This is a genomic window from Companilactobacillus zhachilii (assembly GCF_003606365.2).
In the GTDB taxonomy this organism is placed as follows: domain Bacteria; phylum Bacillota; class Bacilli; order Lactobacillales; family Lactobacillaceae; genus Companilactobacillus; species Companilactobacillus zhachilii.
Window position 1 is genome coordinate 1215802 of record NZ_CP031933.2, and the last position, 22705, is coordinate 1238506.

The 22705-nt window shown below is 37.0% G+C and carries 26 protein-coding genes, 1 tRNA gene and 1 pseudogene; all 28 read left to right on the plus strand.

The genetic code is table 11. The features are described from left to right. Positions 1–169: 169 nt before the first annotated feature. The 28 genes and pseudogenes from D1B17_RS05485 to D1B17_RS12870 all read left to right on the plus strand — a co-directional run bounded on the left by D1B17_RS05485 (position 170) and on the right by D1B17_RS12870 (position 22703). Entirely contained in the window at positions 170–400 is a 231-nt protein-coding gene (locus D1B17_RS05485; RefSeq protein ID WP_120142669.1) for a hypothetical protein, read from the plus strand. After that, positions 387–899: a DUF1642 domain-containing protein gene (locus D1B17_RS05490; RefSeq protein WP_120142668.1), complete on the plus strand. Its 513-nt coding sequence runs from the start codon at positions 387–389 to the stop codon at positions 897–899. The genes D1B17_RS05485 and D1B17_RS05490 overlap by 14 nt, the downstream gene beginning before the upstream one ends. Beyond that, a complete protein-coding gene (locus D1B17_RS05495) occupies positions 892–1269 on the plus strand; it encodes a hypothetical protein (RefSeq protein ID WP_120142667.1) in 378 nt (125 codons plus the stop codon). The genes D1B17_RS05490 and D1B17_RS05495 overlap by 8 nt, the downstream gene beginning before the upstream one ends. Further along, positions 1262–1483 carry a hypothetical protein gene (locus D1B17_RS05500; RefSeq protein WP_120142666.1) on the plus strand — a complete coding sequence of 74 codons (222 nt, stop codon included), beginning with the start codon at positions 1262–1264 and terminating at the stop codon, positions 1481–1483. The genes D1B17_RS05495 and D1B17_RS05500 overlap by 8 nt, the downstream gene beginning before the upstream one ends. A gap of 11 nt (positions 1484–1494) precedes the next feature. After that, a complete protein-coding gene (locus D1B17_RS05505) occupies positions 1495–1689 on the plus strand; it encodes a hypothetical protein (protein WP_120142665.1) in 195 nt (64 codons plus the stop codon). 83 nt (positions 1690–1772) lie between these two features. After that, entirely contained in the window at positions 1773–2225 is a 453-nt protein-coding gene (locus D1B17_RS05510; protein WP_120142664.1) for an ArpU family phage packaging/lysis transcriptional regulator, read from the plus strand. Between the two features lie 698 nt (positions 2226–2923). Further along, positions 2924–3000: transfer RNA gene (locus tag D1B17_RS12570), tRNA-Ala, on the plus strand. A gap of 141 nt (positions 3001–3141) precedes the next feature. After that, on the plus strand, positions 3142–3264 hold the full coding sequence (locus tag D1B17_RS12860; protein WP_276606956.1) for a hypothetical protein: 123 nt from the start codon (positions 3142–3144) through the stop codon (positions 3262–3264). 9 nt (positions 3265–3273) lie between these two features. Further along, entirely contained in the window at positions 3274–3858 is a 585-nt protein-coding gene (locus tag D1B17_RS05515) for a helix-turn-helix domain-containing protein (RefSeq protein ID WP_120144261.1), read from the plus strand. Beyond that, on the plus strand, positions 3845–5278 hold the full coding sequence (gene terL, locus D1B17_RS05520) for a phage terminase large subunit (protein WP_120142663.1): 1434 nt from the start codon (positions 3845–3847) through the stop codon (positions 5276–5278). Before D1B17_RS05515 ends, terL begins: the two co-directional genes overlap by 14 nt. Positions 5279–5297: 19 nt before the next feature. After that, on the plus strand, positions 5298–6989 hold the full coding sequence (locus D1B17_RS05525) for a phage portal protein (RefSeq protein WP_120142662.1): 1692 nt from the start codon (positions 5298–5300) through the stop codon (positions 6987–6989). Beyond that, positions 6961–7932: a minor capsid protein gene (locus D1B17_RS05530; protein WP_120142661.1), complete on the plus strand. Its 972-nt coding sequence runs from the start codon at positions 6961–6963 to the stop codon at positions 7930–7932. Before D1B17_RS05525 ends, D1B17_RS05530 begins: the two co-directional genes overlap by 29 nt. A gap of 127 nt (positions 7933–8059) precedes the next feature. Continuing rightward, the gene (locus D1B17_RS05535; protein WP_120142660.1) at positions 8060–8686 is read left to right on the plus strand and encodes a DUF4355 domain-containing protein; all 627 of its coding nucleotides are present in this window, start codon (positions 8060–8062) and stop codon (positions 8684–8686) included. Positions 8687–8702: 16 nt separating this feature from the next. Then, positions 8703–9758 (plus strand): capsid protein, encoded by a 1056-nt coding sequence (locus tag D1B17_RS05540; RefSeq protein WP_120142659.1) that lies wholly within the window; start codon positions 8703–8705, stop codon positions 9756–9758. Positions 9759–9770: 12 nt separating this feature from the next. Beyond that, entirely contained in the window at positions 9771–10133 is a 363-nt protein-coding gene (locus tag D1B17_RS05545; protein WP_120142658.1) for a phage head-tail connector protein, read from the plus strand. Next, positions 10126–10452 (plus strand): hypothetical protein, encoded by a 327-nt coding sequence (locus tag D1B17_RS05550; RefSeq protein WP_120142657.1) that lies wholly within the window; start codon positions 10126–10128, stop codon positions 10450–10452. Before D1B17_RS05545 ends, D1B17_RS05550 begins: the two co-directional genes overlap by 8 nt. Then, complete coding sequence (locus D1B17_RS05555; protein ID WP_120142656.1) at positions 10449–10952, plus strand: hypothetical protein; 504 nt, start codon at positions 10449–10451, stop codon at positions 10950–10952. Before D1B17_RS05550 ends, D1B17_RS05555 begins: the two co-directional genes overlap by 4 nt. Further along, positions 10953–11357 carry a DUF6838 family protein gene (locus tag D1B17_RS05560; protein WP_120142655.1) on the plus strand — a complete coding sequence of 135 codons (405 nt, stop codon included), beginning with the start codon at positions 10953–10955 and terminating at the stop codon, positions 11355–11357. It begins immediately after the preceding gene. A gap of 60 nt (positions 11358–11417) precedes the next feature. Beyond that, positions 11418–12212, plus strand: coding sequence for a hypothetical protein (locus tag D1B17_RS05565; RefSeq protein ID WP_120142654.1), 795 nt, complete (start codon positions 11418–11420; stop codon positions 12210–12212). Between the two features lie 73 nt (positions 12213–12285). Further along, complete coding sequence (locus tag D1B17_RS05570) at positions 12286–12744, plus strand: hypothetical protein (RefSeq protein WP_120142653.1); 459 nt, start codon at positions 12286–12288, stop codon at positions 12742–12744. A 20-nt stretch (positions 12745–12764) separates the two neighbouring features. Further along, positions 12765–13091 carry a hypothetical protein gene (locus D1B17_RS05575; RefSeq protein ID WP_166806623.1) on the plus strand — a complete coding sequence of 109 codons (327 nt, stop codon included), beginning with the start codon at positions 12765–12767 and terminating at the stop codon, positions 13089–13091. After that, positions 13092–17639 (plus strand): tape measure protein, encoded by a 4548-nt coding sequence (locus D1B17_RS05580; RefSeq protein WP_120142651.1) that lies wholly within the window; start codon positions 13092–13094, stop codon positions 17637–17639. It begins immediately after the preceding gene. A 20-nt stretch (positions 17640–17659) separates the two neighbouring features. Then, positions 17660–18589, plus strand: coding sequence for a phage tail domain-containing protein (locus D1B17_RS05585; protein WP_120142650.1), 930 nt, complete (start codon positions 17660–17662; stop codon positions 18587–18589). Positions 18590–18618: 29 nt separating this feature from the next. Further along, positions 18619–18849, plus strand: a pseudogene (locus tag D1B17_RS12865) (hypothetical protein); the annotation flags it as partial. A gap of 24 nt (positions 18850–18873) precedes the next feature. Continuing rightward, complete coding sequence (locus tag D1B17_RS05590) at positions 18874–20838, plus strand: phage tail protein (RefSeq protein WP_276606962.1); 1965 nt, start codon at positions 18874–18876, stop codon at positions 20836–20838. Then, positions 20838–21551, plus strand: coding sequence for a hypothetical protein (locus D1B17_RS05595; RefSeq protein WP_120142648.1), 714 nt, complete (start codon positions 20838–20840; stop codon positions 21549–21551). The genes D1B17_RS05590 and D1B17_RS05595 overlap by 1 nt, the downstream gene beginning before the upstream one ends. Beyond that, on the plus strand, positions 21541–22584 hold the full coding sequence (locus tag D1B17_RS05600; RefSeq protein WP_166806624.1) for a BppU family phage baseplate upper protein: 1044 nt from the start codon (positions 21541–21543) through the stop codon (positions 22582–22584). Before D1B17_RS05595 ends, D1B17_RS05600 begins: the two co-directional genes overlap by 11 nt. Then, entirely contained in the window at positions 22581–22703 is a 123-nt protein-coding gene (locus D1B17_RS12870; RefSeq protein WP_276606957.1) for a hypothetical protein, read from the plus strand. The genes D1B17_RS05600 and D1B17_RS12870 overlap by 4 nt, the downstream gene beginning before the upstream one ends. Positions 22704–22705: the final 2 nt, after the last annotated feature.

Here is a 22705-nt window from a genome sequence, read left to right on the forward strand (position 1 = left end):
AACATCATCATGATATTTAAGCGACTATTGCTTATATTGCCAAAAATATACCTGAAATTTACGAATGGAAGCCAGACATTCGCGAAGCGAGAAAACGCCTAACTCCAGAGGAAAGAAATACTATTATCTGGCACATAATCACGCCGTTTTAGAAAATGAGGTGATCCAATTGATAAAAGTTAATGATGACAATTTAGCGGTTTATCAAATGCGTGAGAACAATTATAAATTGACTGAGATAGCAAAAGCTATGCATAAAGAGCTTTTCTACATCAGTGATATACAACGTCGAAATAATCGAATTGGAAAAAGATTATATAAGGCTGATGAGGAATGGCAAGAACTAAATTTTAGAAGGAATAAACATAGGAACGAGGCGTTAAGTAATGGCAAGTCTTAAAGACATCAAAGTGAATATTAACGTTGATACGGCAGATTTTATAAAAAGTTTAAGACAACTACAGGAGAGCATAAAAATGGATAACGTAAGAATTTTAAAAGGCTGGACTAAAGAAGAACGTGAAGAACTTGAGGATGCTAAAGAAACAGGAAATCTTGGCAACTTTCTACATAATATAACTGGATATCCTGAGGATACGAATTGTGGTTATGTCTGGGATAACTATCATAAAGCAAGCAGCAGAGAACAGATTTCTATCATCCAAGACATTGTAGATTTCTATACCGGCAAAGCTAAGTTTTCTGAACAAAAATATTATATTAAAATGCCTAAAGTAAATTATCCCTATCTTATACGAGATATGGGCGGCAAATTTGATCACGCTCAATCACCTGATATATTAGGCAGTGGTGAAAATAGCTTTACTGAACAAGAAATCAAAGCTATCGATTCAAGATATATGGCATTCGCTGTGCCAGTGGAGGCAGACGATGAATAAAGAAAAAGTAATAGGCATTTCAAATAGACTAAACAGCATCGTAGATGAAGCTAACAGACATCCTAATGGTAATCCGGGGCATATTACATGGAGTAAGGCGGTTTATGCAATTGAATGTCTATCTAAAGAAGTTAATTCAAAGCCTGTTATGCCTGAAGTTTTTGATGACTTTGCAAAGAAGTTTGATTTAACGATTCAACAAGGCGAACAAAGTTTAGATGAAGCATTAAACGAAATTTATATGATGTATATGCATGGCGGTAGTAAGTTCAATGATTTAGAAGACTATATGAGAAGTCATGGAGATGAAGAATTTTACACCAAGTGTGTCGATGCACTAGTAAATGGTTATGAGGTGGAGCATGGCTAAATGGGTAACGGTACGTATTAATCACGAGACAGGAACTACATTGGAAACCTTAAAGATAAATCGAATTAAAGGGATGTATACATCTTCAATAATAATGAATATCAATTACTTCATAGCGTATGATGGTATGTTTGGATATCAAGCTTTGGAAACTACTAAGGCTGATTATAAATTGTTAACAAGAATTTTAGAGCTACCAGAATTAAACGTTTGAGAGGAAATTAAATGATAATTGATGAATTTGCAAGAAAGACCGCCGAAATACAAGAACTTTTAATGAATAATGATAAGTGCTTGTTAGAAGAGAATAAGCAATTGAAGGAACGAATTAGTAAGCAAGAACTTAATTGGAAGTTAGTTGAAGGTATTGGTTATGGGATTATTGTAAGTACAATTTTTATTAACAATTTGGATAATTAGACAACAAAAAAGCCACCCACAAATGTGAGCAGCTAATTAATTGGTTCCAGCAAATCAATTATATCACTACGGGGGCTGTATTAATGGGATTATTTCCAGAACTAGACGAAGATCAAACAATTAAAAACGTTAAATACTATTTTGAACACGAGTTTCCAAGGTTAAAGGTTCGCTCACATATGAATATTGCTTCTATACAGTCGCCCAGTTTTGATACAGTTGGAACTTCAGGAACGACTAGAAATACGCAAGAAGACAAAATTATGGGGCAATTGTGGGCAACAGATTTGGTTAAGGCTACTTATAAAATGGTAGAGCGTATGCCAGATGGACCAGATAACCATTATTTTAAAACAATTATAAAATATTGCTTTTTGTATGGAAAAGGTAATACCGTGGCTTTAGAACAGACCGGGTATGAATCATCGAGATATTTCGAATGTAAAAGAATGGCTATGTTGTATTTCGCCGATTCATTCAGCGATTATTATGACATGGAAGTAAATGTTATGAAAAATGAAAATAGTGGAGTTTGAGTGGACAAAGTCCGTAGGACATTCGGAGTGATTCTGAGTAATATTGGTATCGTAGAAAAGATTAGATATGCGGTTACTCTACCGTTTAAAAGGAGCTCATTTGTTAGAAGAGTTATGATAACGCTCTTCATTTCGTGAGAACGCGTGGGCGAGTTAATAAAGACCAATTTTAGATAGACGTTCCTTCCCAGGACTTAATATTATTTTACATGCTACTTCGATTAACTTCAGGTTCAACTCCTGGTTCTCACATTGGCCGGCGGAAAACGGCCATAAAATATAAAGGAAAGCCTCGTTTTTCCTTTTTGTAAATAACATATAGTATATGAATACGGTAGCGACACTAATTCATATACAACAGTAGCTAGTGGCGCAAAGGGTAACGTAGTCCAGCTCTCTTAAAAGCAGAGTTCTAGATAATATCTTTGAAGGGTATTATCACGGATAGGTTTTGATTAGTTTATAAATCCCGGGAAACTATTCAAGGAAATCCTGGTGCAAGGTTCGATTCCTTGCCTAGCTATATATGATTATGAAAACAGCCTTTTGGTAATGATCATAGTCATTAATGGTATTAACATAGGCCTAGCCTGGTGAATACTTAATTATATTAGCCGTGAAACTTACGCCGACTATTCGTACGTTGGCTGACATCGTGATGATGAGGGGGCAGACGTGTTACCGTTAAGGCTAATCGTAGTGTGATAGTTCACTAAACTGAACGGTTCTCTAAGCAGGACGGGTAAGGACGTGGGTTCGAATCCCACTCACACTATATTAAAACTGAACGCGTACTTAGTACGCCACTAGCTGATAGGTTAATTCCTATCGGCTTTTTATTTTGGAGGAAACAATATGACATTAAGAGCTGTAAAGAGATCTGACGAGAAGTTTAGAAAGCTGTGGTTCCATGAAAATGATTAAGACATCCTTTGGATATATGACATCTCAAGAGGCCAAAATGATTGGTGATATTGCCAGAGATGAAAAGAAACAAAAAAAGAAGTACCTTAACAGACCAAAAACAGTTAGAAAGTAGGTGATGATGTTGGCTAAGTCAAATATTGGTGAATGGATAACTCCCGAAGGACTACTTCAATTAGAAGGCTGGGCACGTGATGGCTTAACTGACGAACAAATAGCCCATAATATTGGGATTGTTCCATCAACACTTTATGAGTGGAAAAAAAAGCAATCGGAGATATCGGAGACCCTAAAAAAGGGGAAATCCGTTGTTGATCGTGAAATTGAGAACGCCTTATTCAAGCGTGCCAAGGGATTCACGACTACCGAGACACAATACAAAGTTGTCCCGCTTGACGATGAATTAATTGATGTTAGAAGACGTGACTATGAAAACAAGTGGAAGTTGAAGCACCCTGAAGCATCTAAACAAGAGATTCAAGATGCTGCTATCAAAGGTGTGAAGACTACCAGACGAATTAAATTGGGATTAGTTGAAAAAGAGGTTCCACCTGATACGACTGCTGCTATATTCTGGTTAAAGAATCGTAAGCCTGAAGAATGGCGTGATAAGCATGAGACTGAGTTATCCGGTGGTTTAAATGTTCATAACCCGTATGCCAATCTTACTGATGCCGAATTGAAGAAGATTGCTCATGAACAGAAATGACTGGATCAGACGTGGTGCAGAGATTGAACTTGCACGACGACATTTTTTTGATTTCTGCAAACTGAGAATGCCAGACTTTTACAAGCCTAATCGTAAATACTTGGTAGATTTGTGTAATGATTTGGAAGACTTTCTGACAAGTAATAATCAAGTGTTAGTTGTTAATGAGCCACCACGTCATGGCAAATCATTAACCGCCACTAACTTTGTTGAATGGATATTAGGACGTGACAACACGTTTAGAATTATGACAGGCTCTTACAATGAAACACTATCAACCGTGTTCAGTAAGTCAGTACGTAATACTATTCAAGAAGTTAAAGCTGATGACAATATACTTGTTTATAATGATATTTTTCCTGACACCCATATCAAGTATGGTGATGCGGCAATGAATATGTGGAGCTTAGAAGGTAACCCGGTCAACAATTATCTTGCTACATCTCCAAGCGGTACATCTACTGGTTTTGGTGCTGATCTTATTATTATTGATGATGTTATTAAGTCAGCTCAAGAAGCTAACAACGCTAATAGATTAGATGATATCTATCGTTGGTATGTGGATACTATGATTTCACGTCTTGAAAAAGGTGGCAAAGTGCTGATTATCATGACTCGTTGGGCATCAGGCGATTTAGCTGGACGTGTATTAACAGAAATGCCTAAAGCTGGTTTCAAAGTTAAGCACATCAATATGAAGGCTTTGCAAGATGATGGAACAATGTTATGTGATGATGTTCTTTCATATACTGAATATAAACGCAAGATATCCGTGATGTCGCCTGAAATAGCAGCTGCTAACTATCAGCAAGAGCCAATTGACTTGAAGGGTGCTTTGTATCAGAAGTTCAATACTTACACTAAGCAACCAGAATTTACTGGCATATATGCTTACTGTGATACTGCTGACGAAGGCTCTGATTATCTGGTATCAATCGTATATGGGATGTACAAACAAGAACCGTATATCTTAGATGTGGTCATGACACAGGAACCCATGGAAGTAACGGAAAAACTGGTGACTGAAAGCTATTATCGTAATCACGTTAATATGGCACGTATCGAATCCAATAATGGTGGTAAAGGATTTGCACGCCAAGTTGATAGCAAATTAAAGAATGAATATGGAACTAATCGAACAGTTATTAATTGGTTTCACAATGGACAAAATAAAGATGCACGTATTCTATCTAACTCAAGTTGGGTAGAAGAACATGTACATTATCCGGAGGACTGGAAGTTAAGATTTCCAGTCTTTTTTGATGCTATTAAAAAATATCAAAGAGCAGGTAAGAATCTGCATGATGATGCATCTGATTCATTAACAGGTGTTGCTGAATCAGTCATGGCAATGCAATCAGAAACACAAGCGCCATCAATCAATGAGCAAGCTGACTATTTAGATAGCCTGGGACTCTAAATGAAAGGAGAGTGATTTAATGGCAATTGAAGATAATCCAATGGCGTACTATTCAAGTCTACCTTATCCAGATCAACGAACAATTCATATGTTGAGTGGTAGACGTTTCTCACTTGAATCAAATAAACAATACAAAATGCCACAAGAAATATTTGATGCTTTGAAGAAGAATTCGGTTAAGCTTGGAGAAGTTGCGACCCAATTTATTGAGAAACACCAAGCGCTTCAAGTACCACGCTTATTAACGTTGTATCGTTATTACATTGGTGACAATGATATTCACTACTGGGATAGTGAAAAGTCTGACAGTAGGGCCGATAATCGTATTGCAAGTGGGTTTGCTCATTTCATTACATCAATTAAAACTGGCTATCGTTTCGGCAACAATATTAAATTTCAATACAACGAAGATTCTGATACATCTAAAGATGATGAAGATAAGCTCAATGATTTGATTGCTGATTTTAATTCTAAGAATGATGAATCATATCATGAAAAAATTATGGGCAAGAACCTGTCAATTATGGGACGTGCGTACGAATTAATGTATGTACGTGAGAATACCAACGAAGTGGCATTACGACCTGTGAACCCTGCTAATGCGTTTGTGGTTTACGATTCTAGCATGGAACAACATTCACTATTTGCCGTTTATTATTACAACATCAACTTTAATCAGCAAGATTATTGGTACACAGTTATCTATACTGATGATCATATTTACTATTACAAGCCAACGTCTGATTATGATGGACAACTAACATTATTAAGAAGTGAAGAGCATAGCTTTGGTAGTGTTCCAATCACTGAATATATTAATAATGATGAACGTATGGGTGACTGGGAATATAAGCTTGATACCATTGATGCAATCGATAAAAGTAAGTCTGAAATGGCAAACTCACAAGAAGACTTTAGCAATGCAATGCTTATGATTACTGGTGATATTGATGTTCCTAAAACACCATGGGTCGGCGCTGATGGCCAACCATTGAAAGATGAAGATGGACATATTCTTTATAAGAAGAAGCCTCAAATTGATACTCATCAAAGCAAGATATGGTTAAAGCCAGCACTAGTTAAGAGTGGTATCAATGATAACAGCCAGGTTGTTCAACCTACTGCATCGTATCTAACTAAAGAATTGAATTCTGATGGCTGGAAACTCTACATTGATGCTTTGAATATGGAAATTCATAAGGACACAAATACACCCGATACAAGTGATGCTAACTTTGCATCAAATGCGTCGGGTGTTGCCATGTCATATAAGCTTTGGGGCAGTGATCAAGAGCGTTCTAATCAGGAATCATTGTATACAAGAGGAATCATGCGCCGTATGCGCTTATTGGGTAATTATTGGCAAAAGTTAAATGACATTAAAGATGCAAGTATGGTTGAGAACATTAATCCAATCTATACGCCTAATTTGCCTAAGAATGATGCAGAAATTATGCAGACCGTCACCGCTTTGGTTAATACCGGTAAAGTTTCTGATCAGACTATTCTTGAACAAATAGAACCAATCACAGGTGTGAGTTATGAGTCCGAAAAGGAACGTAATGAAGATGATACTGAAGAAGCTCAAAAGAGTAATCCTTTTAACAAGGTATTTAATAGAAAGTCTGACGATAATCAAGAGCCAGAAAGTGATGATTCTGATTCAAAAGAGGTAGATTCTGATGAAACTAACGAAGAATCAAGCGATTAGAATTGCTCAAAAAGTCTATGGTAAGCAGGACGAACGTGTTAAAGAAATAGAACACATGTATCGAGATACTCAATCTAAGGTTATTAATGATGTTGATGCGTTCATGGGAGCTAACAAATCATGGACAGCGAAGGCTAGTCCTGATGAGATTGCTAACTTCTTAGCCAATTTAAAAGATACTTTTTATAACGCTAGTGCTGATGATCAGAATCTTATTAAGATTGCATATGGTAGTAATGAGCTAAGAACTAATGGTGATATGTTAATGGCTAATATCACTAGGGATGTTGTCAGACAGTCGATGGCTCAAAAGATTCATTTAGGCGTATCAACTAAAAATATTCCTGATGTTGTCAATGCTTCAACATATCATCAAGCTACTAAAGTTCTTAGAAATAATAGACATATTTCAGAGCAAAGTAAGAATGTCGATGCAATTATTTATAAGTCAGTTCAAAATGCCACATTGGACAGTCACGTTGATTCTGACATGTTTTCATCAATCAATAAGCAAACTATGCAGACACTTAGAAAAGTTCGTGACGTTGCCGAAATGGCTGCTAAAAGTCCTAAGGATTCTTTGAATTGGAAAACTACTATTTCCAATATTTTGACTGGTGGTGACAAAGCTACCGATGGTCAAATGGGACGTGCAGCAGGATTAATCAGGACTGCGACAGCTCAAGCCATGAACCGTACTAGGTTGCAAGACTTCCATTCAAGAGGCGTTAAGAAGTATAAATATATATCACTAGAAGCTCAAAATACTTGTGCTGATTGTGATGCACTTGATGGCCAGATATTTAATGTTGAAGATGCTGAAGAAGGTGTTAACTTTCCGTTAATGCATCCTAATTGTCAGTGTACTGTCATTGAAATTAATGACGATGATGATTGGGATAATAGTGATTACGATGTCACAGATGAATTAGATGAATTGTAGGCAACTTTAAATGTTGTCTTTTTTTATGCCTTCAAACGTGTGTCAGGCGTTAAAGAGCCATGGGTATAAAGCCGACGGGCTATAAATGGAAATCAATGCCGACGGGCTTAAAACGGGAGGATAACTTATGGACCCTAATCAAAATAATGACCAATCACAAGAACCAAATGTAAATAATGAGCCTACTCAAACTGAAGTGACTTTTGATGATAAGCAACAAGAAAAAGTTAATCAATTAGTAAGTGCAGGCAAAGCCAAAGAAAAAGCTCGTGCCGATCAAACTATTAAAGAGTTGCAAAGCAAGGTTGGAAACATTCCAAATTTGATTAAAGAAGCAATTGCAAAGCATGACACCGAAGCAAATATGACAGATAAAGAGAAGTCGGATGCTCATACTCAAGAGCTTGAAAATCAAATTGCAAAACTGCAAGAAGAAAACAAACACCGTGCATTAGTTGATAGTGCTAATAAGATTGTAGCCGAAAAAGGATTGCCACAATCATTTGCAAAATTGTTCGTTGGTTCTACTGATGACGAGACTCAACAAAACCTTGAAAGTGTCAAAACTGAATTTGATAAAGCTGTGCAAGAAAGTGTTGAAGAACGCCTAAAGGGTAAGAGTTCACCTCAAACCGCTACTGGCAGTCAAGCTACAACAGTCAATGAGGATTTAAGTGACATGAGCCTTGAAGATTTAACTAAGGCATATCTGCAAAATCCAGATTTGATTAAGAAGAATTATTTAAATAAATAGAAAGAAGGAAATTTAAATGCCACAATTTACCGGCTCTACATTTTTAGGTCAATTAGTTATTCCTGAGATTTGGGCACAATATATTAATAACGACAATACTAAAACTAATCGGTTACTAACGTCTGGAGCTATTACCGCCGATGATGTAATGGGGGCACATTTGCAAGACCCAGGCAGATTAATGAATATTCCAGTATTAAATGATTTATATGGTGATCCACAAGATTGGAATGACACCGATGATATTAAGGTAAATTCATTAACAACTGATCAACATAATGCTATCAAGTTTTATCAAGCAATGGCATATGGTGCTTCCGACTTTGGTCAACAAGTTTCAGGAGCTAATGTTCAAGCACGTATTACATCACGCTTTTCAAATTATTGGCAAGGTCAAGACCAACGTTTGCTATTAGCATTGCTTAATAATATGTATCTTATTGATGATTTGAAACAAGAAAAGTCGTTTGGATTTGATACAGCAAAGGATTTATCAACTGGGGATTATTTAGCAGCATTATCAAGAATGGGTGATGTTGCAACACCAAGTTTGACTAGACTAGTTGTTAATTCAGCCACTGTATTTGCTATGCGTGAGCAAAACTTAATTGCTGATGTTCAACCATCTCAAGGTGCTACAAACCTTACAACTTATAACGGTATTTCAATCGTTGAAGATGATGATATTGAATTAGCAGCTGACGGTACAACAACAATGTACGCTTTGAGCGACGGAGCTATGCGTTATTCAACAGCCCCATCAAGTCAAAACGCCGTTGAAGTAACTCGTGATGCATTAGGAAAAGGAGGCCAATCAGCAATTATTAACCGCCGTATCGTTTCAATGCATCCAAATGGCTTGGGATATGATGTTACACAATCATATGAAGGCTTAACTGTTAATAAGCTTGAAAGTGCAACAGTACCTTATTACAAGATTGTTACCGATCCACGTAACATTGGTGTTGTGGCTTATAAGTTCAAGGTTGATCCTAAGTATGTCGTTACAAATATCAATACTAAGGCTAAGAAGACAGCAGCATCAACATCTGGTACTACAACAGGCAAGTAATGAGGTGATTGCATGAGTGAAGAAACGCCCACAGTTACTGATACAGTTTTAAAAAATATAGAAGTTCTTAACGATCTCAAAACCGATGATCCTCGAATTCCTAGAATCAAAATTTACATTGATAATGCTATTGATGAAATCAAACTGTATTTAGATATTGATACTATCGATTCTAAGCTGACTGTTATTGTTCAAAAAGTTACTCAAGACGCTTTGACTAAAGAAAACTATGAAGGGACTAAATCTATTTCTGAAGAGGGGATGTCATTGACGTTCCAAGACACGGATTTATCACCTTATTTTGATTTGCTTAACCAGTACAAAGATGGTCTGGAAGAGAATGACCATAGAGGGAGCGTGATGACCTTTGATTAGACCTGTTATTTATTTGGTTCACGAAGTAAGTAAGCCTAATAGTTCACCTTTAGACCACACAAAAAAGCTAGTAGCTACCAAATACTATGGTGCTAGAGTAACAGAACTGAATGGCGCTCAAGAACAACTAAACGTATTTGGACGACAGTTTGCTAAGTCGTGGGTAATTAGATTCAATTCACCTGAAAAAGCTGATTTCGTTGGATTTGAAGGTGAATTTAACGAGAAAACTCAATCGCCTAAATATTCAGTTAGTCAAATCAGAAATCATCGTAATCGAACTACTATGTACGTCACTGGGACGGTGGTTAAACCATGAATGAAGATGAAAATGAGAATCAACCGACTGTTAGAATTCAGATCAAAGATGATTATAAAGACCCAATGATTACTATGGCAAGGTCTTTAAAACAATCTGGTAATTCAGATTTGGCCGAGATTATTTTGCAGGACAAAGCAAGAATGGAAAAAAATGTTCCTAAATTAATTGAAAAGCTTGGAAACCAAGAAGTTTCCGATGCTGTGGATTTGATTAGAGAACGTGAATACCATTCAAAAAGCGGATATCGTGGTAATGGTAATCTCGAAAAGAGTATCAAAAAGAAAATTTCTGACGATAAATTAAGCGTTGATGTATTCCCAACAGCACTGTCTAGTGATGGCAAAGGTAAATCTAGTGGTGGATATCCTTACGGTAGTGCGTTTGAACATGGCCTAAAAAGTAAGGATTATCCAGCACAGCATCCAATGAGAGATAGTGGACGTGATCTCGATGTAGATACTTACACTGATGAGATGCTTAAAAATTCAATAAAGTAGGTGGTCAATATTTCACCAACACGAGATTTGATGACAAGTGCTTTAAAAGTATTAAGCCAATTTGGGATTCCTGTATTTGATACTGAAGATAGTGATAGTGCGGAATATCCACAAATCAGTTTTTATGTTGAAAATTCTAGTAACAATAATATTTCTAAAAATGAAGTTAGATCGGCTTATACATTATGTGTTGATTACTACGACATTAAAAATAACAACAATGATCAAATGATGGACAACTGTTATGAAATTAAGCAATTACTCCAACATTTGAATTTATCAAATTATAATTGTCGGTATTCTGGTTATGATGACAGAACGCTGACAGATACATCTACATCACAAATCTTAAGAAGATACAACTTGATGATTGATTATTACATATCAGAAAGAATAGTTATTTAGACATTCATTTAAACGTGGATGTCTATTTTTTTACCCAATTTTAAGAAAAGAGGAAATGAAATGGACGGAGATACTACTACCGACAACAAATTTAAGAAAGCATTTAAGGGTCGGGATGCTGATAAAATCATTTATTTATATAAACGATTTATGCATGAACCATTGGCTAACAAGGCTCATATTTTAGGCCAACAAGGTGCCACATCAGGGACTAACGCTCGCGCTGTTCAATCTACAGCTACTAAGAGAGGTACGGCGAAAGGTGTTGGAGCTATTAACCAGCAAAGAACCGTTGATGTTATTTTTGATGATCCAGCCAAAAACGGAAAAGATTTGTACTGGGATTTGTATGCTGCATGGCAAAAAGGTGAATTAATTGGCTTGTGGAGAGTTGATTTAAACACCTTACATGGAACTAAACCAAATCGAAAAGTTCAAGCACAATATTCGCAATCATATGTACCCAATTTGCCTAACACTGAAGCACTAGGTGGGATTGTTACATCTAATCTTCAATTCGAAGTTAATGGTGTTGAACGTGCGCTTAATTCTGATGAAAATGCTTTTGAATTGAATGAAGCTGACTTCGAAGATGGGGTACTTGATGATTTAGATAAGTATTACAATTACGCCCACCCAAGTGATATTGGTACAGAAAATGGTGAAACTATTGATAAGACCGTCGACGATGACACTATTGAAGTTCAAGATACTTCAACTGGGGAAGATGTAATGGGACCTGCTTATAAAGTTGTTGATAATACGAATGGTTCAAATCCAACATCTAACCCATCAACTAGTGATACATCATCTGGTAAATCAGGTGACACATCAAATACATCTCCAACGGTTTAGGGACTAATAAAAGAGCATACTCACTCAAATATGAGCGGTGGCGGTCGGAATTATTCAATTAGGAGAACTCAAAATGATTAAATTGAACATCAAAGGTACGGAAGTAGAACCATCATTTACTTATGGTTTATATAAAAATATTGCCGGTAAAGAACGTGAAGAACGATCATCTAAATTCAATACATTTTTGAATGGGATTTTTAATGATGACATGAATCAAGTGATTTACTTCTTCTATTGTGTTGCCGGTGGCAAAATTCCGGAAGATGAAATTGTGGCACAAATTTCAGAACAAAAAGGATTTGAGAATATTCACGCAGTTTCTAGTGATATTCTTCAAGGATTTATGTCAGATGGTTTTTTCGCGACAGCAGTACAACAGTTGCTAAACTCCGTAGCAGATTCAATCAAGAGTATGCAAGAAGCTTACAAGATGCCTACGTTGACAGACGAAGACAGAGAAGTAGGGAAACTTCAAATCGAGGAGCGCAAAAAAGCACTCAAGGAAATGGAAAAGAGAATCAAGAAGTAAAGAGTTTCTTGGATTTGGATGTGCTTATTGTTCAAGCACGAAGAATTGTTGGAATAACTGACATAGATGATTTTTACAAACTTACTCCAAATGAATTTAGAGACTTATGTAAAGGTGCTTTGCTAGCACAATATGACAGGTTGCAAGATGAACGATTGAGTTCTGCAATGATAAAGCCCGTTGGATTCGTTCAAAATATTCAAGAGCAAAACGAGACAATTCAGCAAAGTTTAGATGAATTAAAAAGTAACGCCGATAGTTTTGGTAGTAATCAGAGTGAGGAACAAAGAGTCAAGAACGATAGCAGGGCATTTTATAACTTGGTAATGAAGAGGGGGCGTGAGTAGATGTCAGATATTGTCGTTAATAAGATTTTTAGACTTTCTGCTGAAGATAATGTCACCCCAACGCTTAGCAGAGTATCGCAATCGTTTGATAAGTTAACTAAGCCTAAAACCACTAAGTTTGATATTAGTGCCGATGAATCTAAGGTTCAGCAATATGCTTCACAGTTAGATGGATTATCTAAAACACATCAAACAAAGTTGGAAGCAATTGCCGATAAAATGGGATTTGATAACTTTGATAGCTATATGCGAACCCTTCCTAAAGATATTCAAACTGAGTTAAAAGCTAAGTTTGATAAGCAGGCTTTCGAATCGGCAAAACATGATTATGATTCTTTACCTAAAGAAAAGAAAACTAAGCTTGAAGCTATTGCGGAGCAAAGAGGATTTACAACATACAAAGCTATGTATAATGCAGTTCCTAAAGAAGCACGGACTCGTTTAGATTTCATAGCTAATAAAGGTGAATTTAGCGAGATCAATAGGGAAATTGCTGAAATAACTAAGCCGATTACTAAGAAAGTAAATGTCGATAGTTCTTCGGTTGATACTGCCACCAAGAAGTTTGGTCATCTTAAAGAAATCATAGCTGGTACTTTTGCGGGACAGATGATTTCCAATGGTGTTAATCAATTGACCAGTGGTTTAAAGTCAGCAACGCAAGCCGGAATGGAGTACAACAAGGAACAAGATACTATGAAGACCGTTTGGACGGCTCTTACAACAGAAGCACCGAGAGACGGCAAAGAATTAGTTAATTATATTAATAGTTTATCACAACACTCAATTTATGCTGCTGATACTATTAATGAAATGGCTCAATCCTTTTATCATGTTCATTCTAACGTTGACGAAACAAAAAGGTGGACAAATTCATTTGTGGCACTGGGTTCTACCTTACATATGAGTAATTCCGCTTTAGCAGAATCAGGTGAGATGTTCGCTAAAATTGTTGCTGGTGGTAAAGCCGGTTCAGAAGACATGGCGGTTATGATCAATCGTTTCCCTATGTTCGGTGAAGCTTTACAAAAAGCTACCGGTAAATCAATGAAGGAATTATATGCGATGTCAGCGGCTGGTAAATTAAGTGCAACACAATTTACTGAAACACTGGATTATTTGGGTAAGAAATACTCTGGTGGTACTCAAGAAGCCATGACTTCTTATATGGGCATGGGAATGTATATTCACTCACGTTTCAGCAAATTAATGGGTGATATCATGTCTCAAACATTTGACACTACTAAATCTGCTAGTGGTGCGATTAGAGATTTGCTATCTGATGATGCAATGCAGAAGTATTCTAAAGCAATTGGATCAGCGACAGGCAAAGTTTTAAATGGTATCGGGGACATCATCAAATATATTGATAGTCATAAAGAAACCATTATGAAGATTGGTAAAGACGTTGGTGAGATTGCTTCTATTTTCGGTAAAGCCATTTGGAATGATATAAAGTCAATCATGACTACCATAGCTGAGAAATTTGGACTTGTTGATAAGAACGCTAAAAGCTCTGCTGATCCACTTAAAACTTTCGAAAGCATTTTAAGTGCAATTGCTAAGCATAAAACTGCAATCTCTAATATTGCCGGAGCACTTTTAGCAATTAAAGGATTTAAGATGGCCAAAGGTGTATTTGATCCCTTGGCTAAAATTGCAGGTATCGGTGATAAAAATAAGGGCGGTTTGTTTACCAAAATAGTTGGTACTGGAGATAATAGCCAGAAGGTTGCGAGAAAGCCAGTTGAGTTCATTGGACATTGGACATGGAAAGGACTTAAGGGGTTTGGAAGATTAATTAAAACAGGCGGTTCAAAGACTCTGAAATTTGTTGGTAAATGGACTTGGAAGGGTTTAAAAGGCGCTGGAGGTCTAATTGGAAAAGGTGCAAGCAAAGCGACCACTTATACTGTTAAGGCAGTTGTCTCTGGCGCTGGTAAAGTTAAGGATTTAGCTTTGGCAGGAAAAGATTTAGCTGTGGCTTTTGGTGCTAAAACAATTGGAGCATTAAAGACCTTTGGTACTACCATGATGACTTTAGGTAAGACGGCCTTAATGAACCCTTATGTTGATATAGCACTTGCTGTGATTGGATTAGGTGTTGCTTTCTATGAAGCTTATAAGCATATCAAGCCCTTTAGAGATGCTATGAATAAACTTGGTGGCAGTATCGTGAAAGGTGTCAAAACTGGAATTGATGGAGCTAAAAAGTTATTTACTGGCAAGCTAGGATGGGAACAAGCAATTGGCAAAGAAACTGGAAAGATTGGAAAAAATATTCAATCTGGTTTTAAGACAGGCACAGATTGGGTCAAGAAGCACAAGACTGAAATTACTGCCTCGCTAGTCAATCCGTTTGCTGGTGTCACGGCTTGGTTCTTGAAGGATACTAAGACCGGAAAAAACGTTACTAAGTGGGTGTCAGGACTAGAAAAATCAGTCAAAACATCTACTAAAGGTAAAAAGGGTCTTGGAAACAATCTGACTGGCATTTTTAAAGGCGTTGGAGACTGGTTAATAAAGGATAAGTCTACTAAAAAAGGCTTTGACAAATGGATGTCTGGTCTTGAATCATCTGTTAAAAATTCAACTAAAGGTAAGAAAGGATTGTTGTCCAATCTTACCGGAACATTTGATGGAGTTGCTAAATGGTTCAACAAGGATAAGAAAACTAAGAAGGCTATGCAAACGTGGTCTGATGGCTTAGGTAAGATTTTTAGTGGAAAAAAAGGGTTTGCTAAGTTATTTAGCGACTCGCTTGATTCTATGACTAAATCTTTAAGGAAATCTAAGTTTGGCAAAGCTTGGGATGGATTCTGGAAAGATACACAAAAGACTACTACCAGTTGGGATAAGAACATTAGTAAATGGTGGTCTGGATTTACAAAAGATTTCGGTAAGAAATGGGACAAGACTTGGAAAGATAGAAAAGCCGGTATGCATGATACGTGGAAGGGTATGCACTCTGCCTACGATGATTTCACTACTGGTATTGGTACATGGTGGTCTGGATTTTCTAAAGATTTCGGCAAAGACTGGAATCAAGGATGGAAAGACAGAAAGACCGATATACATGATAGATGGAAAGGTATGCATACAGCCTATGATGATTTCACCACTGGTATAAATACTTGGTGGAGCGGCTTTAAATCTAGCTTTAAATCGGGCTGGGACAGCTTTTGGAAGGGTGTTCAGAAATTATTTAAAGATATTTTTGGAACCTTTAAAGATTTAGCTCACGATGCCATGAAAGGCGTTGTTGGAGCCATCAATGGTGGTATCGGCGGAATTAATACCGTTATCAAGTTCTTTGGTGGAAAAGCTCAATCTATTGCACCAATCAAGTACGCTGGCGGTGTTGGATATCACCCTGGCGGACCTGCTCTTATCAATGATCAAAAGGGACCCCTGTTTGAAGAAGCATTCAAGAATCCGGGTGAACCTTGGAGAGTCATTCCTAAGATGAGAAATGTCATGGTTGACTTGAAACCCGGTGCCACAGTTGTACCTGCCACTGAAACGGCTCAACGTTTTGCACCTAGTTCAGTGCCACATTATGCAAATGGTGTTGGTGGTTGGATTAAAGGTGAATTGAGTGACATGGGTAGCTGGGTTAAAGACAAACTAGAAGGTATTACGGACTTCTTAAAAGACCCGCTAGGCAATTTAACATCTGTCTGGGATAAAGCTACTTCAAAGATTAGTCAAGCTACTAAATTTGGTAGTACGTTTGCACCTCCAGCAGGCCATTACGTTGTTAAGCAATCAATTAATTGGGTCAAAGACCAATTAAGCAAGCTGAAAGATAAAGAGCTAGAAGCTCAATCCGTTGCTGGTGATCCTAAAGCCGCACAAGCATGGTTACCAATCGTTAAGAAAGTTCTTAAAGATATGGGAGCCAACCCACCAAATGGGATTGACTGGGAAGCGGCTGCATATGTTCGTGAAATTGCTCGTGAATCTGGTGGTAATGCTGCCATTCGCCAACAAATTTCTGATAAGAATTCACTTGCTGGTAATCCTGCCATGGGATTATTGCAATTTATTCCGCAAACATTCATGGCTTATGCTGTTCCCGGTCACACCAATATCTTATCTGGTGTTGATCAGATTATGGCAACAACAAACGCCTATATGCACAACGGTGGATGGAACCGAATCGGAACAGGCAGACAGATTAACTTTTTGGCCAATGGTGGTTGGATGACTAGTCCAACTTATCTTGGTAATGGAAACGTTGCCGGTGAGGTTGCTGGTGAACCTGAAGTTGTAATTAATCCAGCACGACCATCAGCATTACCATTAATGAATCAATTGATGTACAAAATGGCTGACTTTCACCCAGAATTTAAGTCATCTAATTTAATGGGAAATATCAGTAGTGATATCGGTCAAAAATTAGATGCAGTTATTAATTTGCTAGGCTCCATTAATGGAAAGAACTTTGCTCCAGAAATTAACGTAGTAAGAACATCTAATAACCTTAATCAACAAAACCAACGTGATACAGCTGTTTATGGTTACATGCAAGGCAATAGACAATAGTAGAAAGGAGATAGTAATTAGTGACTGAAAAAGTATTTAAAGATGAATCATTAGAAAATCCCAAGCCACATGCGTACGGATTTTCAAATGGTCATGATAATCCATCAAGATTGCCATATGATCCAGTAGAAGTTGCTATTTCGACTGATGGGATTAATTGGAAATCTTATTATGATGTCGAAGATTTATTTGGAGTGCATTGTTATGACTATGATTCTCCAATGACGAATCCTGTAGACAATTGGCAAAAAATTAATACACGTGATGGTCAAACACGCACATCAGGTTCATTTGATAGTAGGGATATTCAATCAACATGGATGATTGACGCTACTAATGAATCAGAATTCTTAATGCTGATTGAAGAATTACAGAATTTCTTCATGATTCGTGGTGGCTTTTGGATTGTATTCAGTCGTGAACCCACCTATAAGTACCGTGTGGTTACTAAGCCGATTGTTCCAACTTACTTCAATGAGAAAGCTGGAACATTCCAAATTACGTTTAATAACTACACTGGCGTTCGTGAGAGTGTCGGTACATCATTAGAAATATTTGATAAAAATAAAAACTTCTTTTCTTATGGCATGGGAATGCCTAACAAAGATATTTCCTTTGAATCCAAAGAAAAGAAGTTTTCTATTTATAATCCTAGTTCATTCGCTATTGACCCATTGGCACAGCACCATTACTTAAAAATTCACATTAGAGGGTCTGGTTCGCCAACCCTAACTAATAACACTACCGGTGAATCATTCACTTATAATCGTGTTTTAACATCATCTGATGAACTAATTTTAGATGGTGTTAATCCTATGATTAATGGGACTAACGATGGTATTAATTCTGATCACGGGACTATTTCACTTGCTAAAGGTAACAATGAATTTGAGATTTCTGGTCTATCAAATTCTGATGTATCTTTTGAGTTCTACTTTATCTACAACTAACGTCTAATCATAAATTATTAGTAAGGTCAGCTGACGGCCAGAGCGAAGAATGGCTGACTTGCTTAGATGAGAGCACATTTAATATTGATCAACAGATTAGTGAGACATTCTCAATAACTTTCACAGCATTCCTTTCAAAAGATACTTCGTTATCCTTTGAGATGTTGCAAGACGGTGCCTCAATCATCTTTGATGGTCAAAAGTATAATGTCATGCAATTGGTTGAAAAGGTCGTAGATGGCTTAACAACTAAAGATGTCACATGCACACATGAAATTTTTGGAATGCAAGATTTCAAGCAATTTAAAGTTAATAGTGGCAGTCAAACGTATTCATTGGATGAAGCAATGAAGTTTGTATTTGATTCTGAATATAATGTTGACGGTTATACGTACAAATTGATTGGGGATTTTCCTAAAGTTGATATCACTGATTGGGGTAACTGTTCCGGACTCGATGCTGTTCAAAAGGCAGTCGATAGCTATGGTGCAAAATGGTTGCCTAGCGAAAAAACAGTCATCATTTACGATGATGCTTCATATAAACATCAAACTAATAAGACGTTTAGAAACCTGTATAGCACTAATGATATTGAAGTTTCAATTGATCGTACATCGATTAAGAATGGAGCCATGCTCTATGGTGCAACTCAAGACAATGAGCATAATCAAACTGATGGAGCGGTTGCAGTAGTTGATTCCGCAGGAATATCTATGTCAGCTACTCCAGTTGGTCCTGAAGCTAAAGGAGTTATTTCAGCAGTTAATGGTGTGCCGGTTTACAGTTCGCCAACTAAGAAAATCAAAACTGGTCAAATTCTTGCCAATGGATCCATCTATAAGATTGCTCAACAGGTTTCAATTGATAGTACGACTTGGTATGAAGTTGGTGTTAATGCATGGATTAGTTCTGAACACGTCAGATTTGATTTACCAGGAGCTGTTAAGCCCGAAAATCATGTAATAGATTTAGTTTGGGGTGAAGGAACTATCAAAGTTGATGGCGATTCTAGCTCTGACGATGATACCGATAAGGATAATAATGTCAGTTCATCAATCGGTAATGCTCATCTGACAATATCAACAATGAATGCGCAAGGTGCACCCGTTGTTGGACCTGATATGGCCACTGTTAAACGTTATTTAACTAATGGTGATAGCTTTCTTTCAACGTCTAAAAAGGTTGTTGATGATGTTACATATTACTTTGTCGCTACTGATGAATGGGTAGCTGAAAACTATGTCACATTTGATAAAGAAGGCGACATTAAGCCCGAGAATCAAACTATCCAAGTGGTTACCGGTCAGGGTACTGTTAAATCAGATGATGAAGTGGACGTATACGATTCTCCTTTCACACCACAAACTAAAATAGGAAAGGCTGTTTCAAATGGTACTCAATACAAAATCACTGCCGAAGCTTCCGATGGTGCTCAATCTAAATCATGGTACAAAATTGATTCTGGATGGATTGACCAATCGGCGCTAGATTTCAGTGGCGCTACTGACGTTGCTGTCACGGAGGTTAAGAATACTGTTTTTGGAGCTACTGTGTACGATTCTCCATGGTCCCCGCAGACTAAGTTAAATCATGGTGTTATGAATGGTTCCCGTTGGATGATTAACGGTTCTGTGAGTGATGGTGCTAATGGCAAGTCTTACTATCGAATTGCAACTAATCAATGGGTTGATCAAAGTGATTTTGATTTCAGTGGTCAATATGATGTTGAGCCTAGTGATAATCAAGGTCAAACTGATGGAACAACGGCGGATGACACAAATTATGTGTTTGAGCCTTTTTTTTATTACAACGCTCCATCAAGAGACCAATATGGTTTGAAGATTGGCGATGATATTACTAATGATCAAATCAAAACGGTAGAACAGATGAAGCAGTACGCTGATTCGGTACTACAAACAGAGCCAGTCATTGAATTAACAGTTAACTTGAGTTATCAAGATGACACCATGAAAATTGGTGATACAAGTTACTTAGATGCTGGCCCACTTGGTATTAAAACAATTGTCACTTTGAATGGTATTAGTGGTAACCCACTGATGAAAGATACTCCAATGACGATATCGTTAGATAACTCGAAGATGTCAAAGAAGAATATCAATTTTGAAGTTGCTAGCACATTAAAGCTTCATGAAAGAAACAATAAGTTGCTAAATAAATCAGTTAAAAAATTAGCTGCAAAGGTTAACAGCCTTGAAGCTAGTCAAAATAATTCAAAGGAGGGGAGCTAATGCAAGGATATGATGGGACACAGCAATTCTATTCACCTTATCTAAATCAAGATTTACAGCTAATTGAATACGGTCGATTGCCAAATAATCAAATCTCAAAAACGTCTGCAACTGGTACAACTTACATAGATAAAGACAATAACCAAATTGTTGAAATTCTTGGTAATGATAATGCTGGTAAGACAGTGTTTAGACGTTTTAGGCTAGTTGATTTGAAGACTTTACTAAAATTACCAGAACTTCAAAATATTGAAGGCTTTGATGGTAATGACGTCCACTTAGACCACTTAACCCAAGAGTTGATTGGACCAAGCATGTTTCATTCAAATGATTACAATGTTGAAACGATTGAGAAAGTTATTAACTTACTACTTAAAAATCAAGCGTTACAGCAATCAAATGAGAACGAAATTATTGATTTCTTCAAGCAGTTAACTGATGATCAATTATCTGAAATTTCTACATCAATTTCTAAACTGATTGATGAACGATACTATTCAAAAGCTGATGTTGATAAGAAGATTGATTTTCTTCAAAAACAAATCACCAATATCAATCATTATATTGGTGATAAGCCACAACCAAATTCTAACTTTGCTAAAGGCTTTACTGGCAATCCTGATTACAATGATAAAATTATGGATTCTAATGTCGAAGGCAAAGTTGAGAATTTGAATACTGAAGATGAGGAAGGAGATAGCGATGGAAAGTAATGTAAATACGGATATGTCATCTACTGACGTTCAACCGGATATTGGTGTTAAATATCGTGTACCTTCAGTTGGTGCAGAATACCGAACATTAGATACAGATTTGCCAATGGAGCAGCCTTTGATTTTCTATCTTGATGGATCAAAGGCTTTTTACTTGCCTCACGAAGACACATCAGACGAGAGTACACACAATATGCCACAAAGTGTGTTGGATACTCTTACCAATAAACGTATTTTCCAAATGATAACTATTCGTCAAGGCCAATCAGGAATGCTACATGTACCTATTACATTTAAGAATATTGATGGCAACGTTCCAATGGATAATTATTTAATCCGATTCGAGGGACGAGATGCTGACGGCAATATCATTTTGGATGACGAGGGATTTAATCCAACACAAGCAAACTTGGGATTCATTGACTGGACACCATCAGCAGTAATTGCACAGTCAGCCGGCTATTATAAGAATGCTCATTTTGTGATTGAAAACACGGATAGAACTAAGATTCTAACTACCTTAGATTTTTCAATTAAAGTAATTGCCAACGATGTGGCTATGCCGGTTGTCCAAGAATTTTACGCATCTGAATATGTACGTTTACTAGCACATATCAAAGAAATGGAGACATCAGCAGACCATCAAATTAACTATCTACTGAATGCATATGCAGCAATCATAGCTTCAGAGCTCAAACAAGTTGATGAGACTATGCAGCAAGCCTTAACTAAGTTAGATCAAGAATTAAAAGAAGGCATTGGCAATGTTGATACTTTTGTTAGTCAAAGCAAGCAGAAACTTGATTCTTTGAATGGCGATATTGATACTGCACAAACTCGTATGGACGGGCTTGAGAAACAAATTAGCGATGACGGATTAGTTACTAAAGATGGGCTTAACACTGCTGTTCAATTGGGTATTAATACCGGCAAAATCATTGTAAATGTTGATGATGTCATTTTGGACAAGGATATTTCATCAAAGGTTGACCTTTTGACTGGAATTATCGAAGGGAGTAGTGATCAAGCATGACAGATTTAGATAGGGTAGCCAAGCTGGTCACTAGTTTGCCAATTGTTATTAAGACCGATGATGGCACCGGCAGAATCATTAAGTTGCCAATTGATAAAACTGACAATTTTATTAATTAATC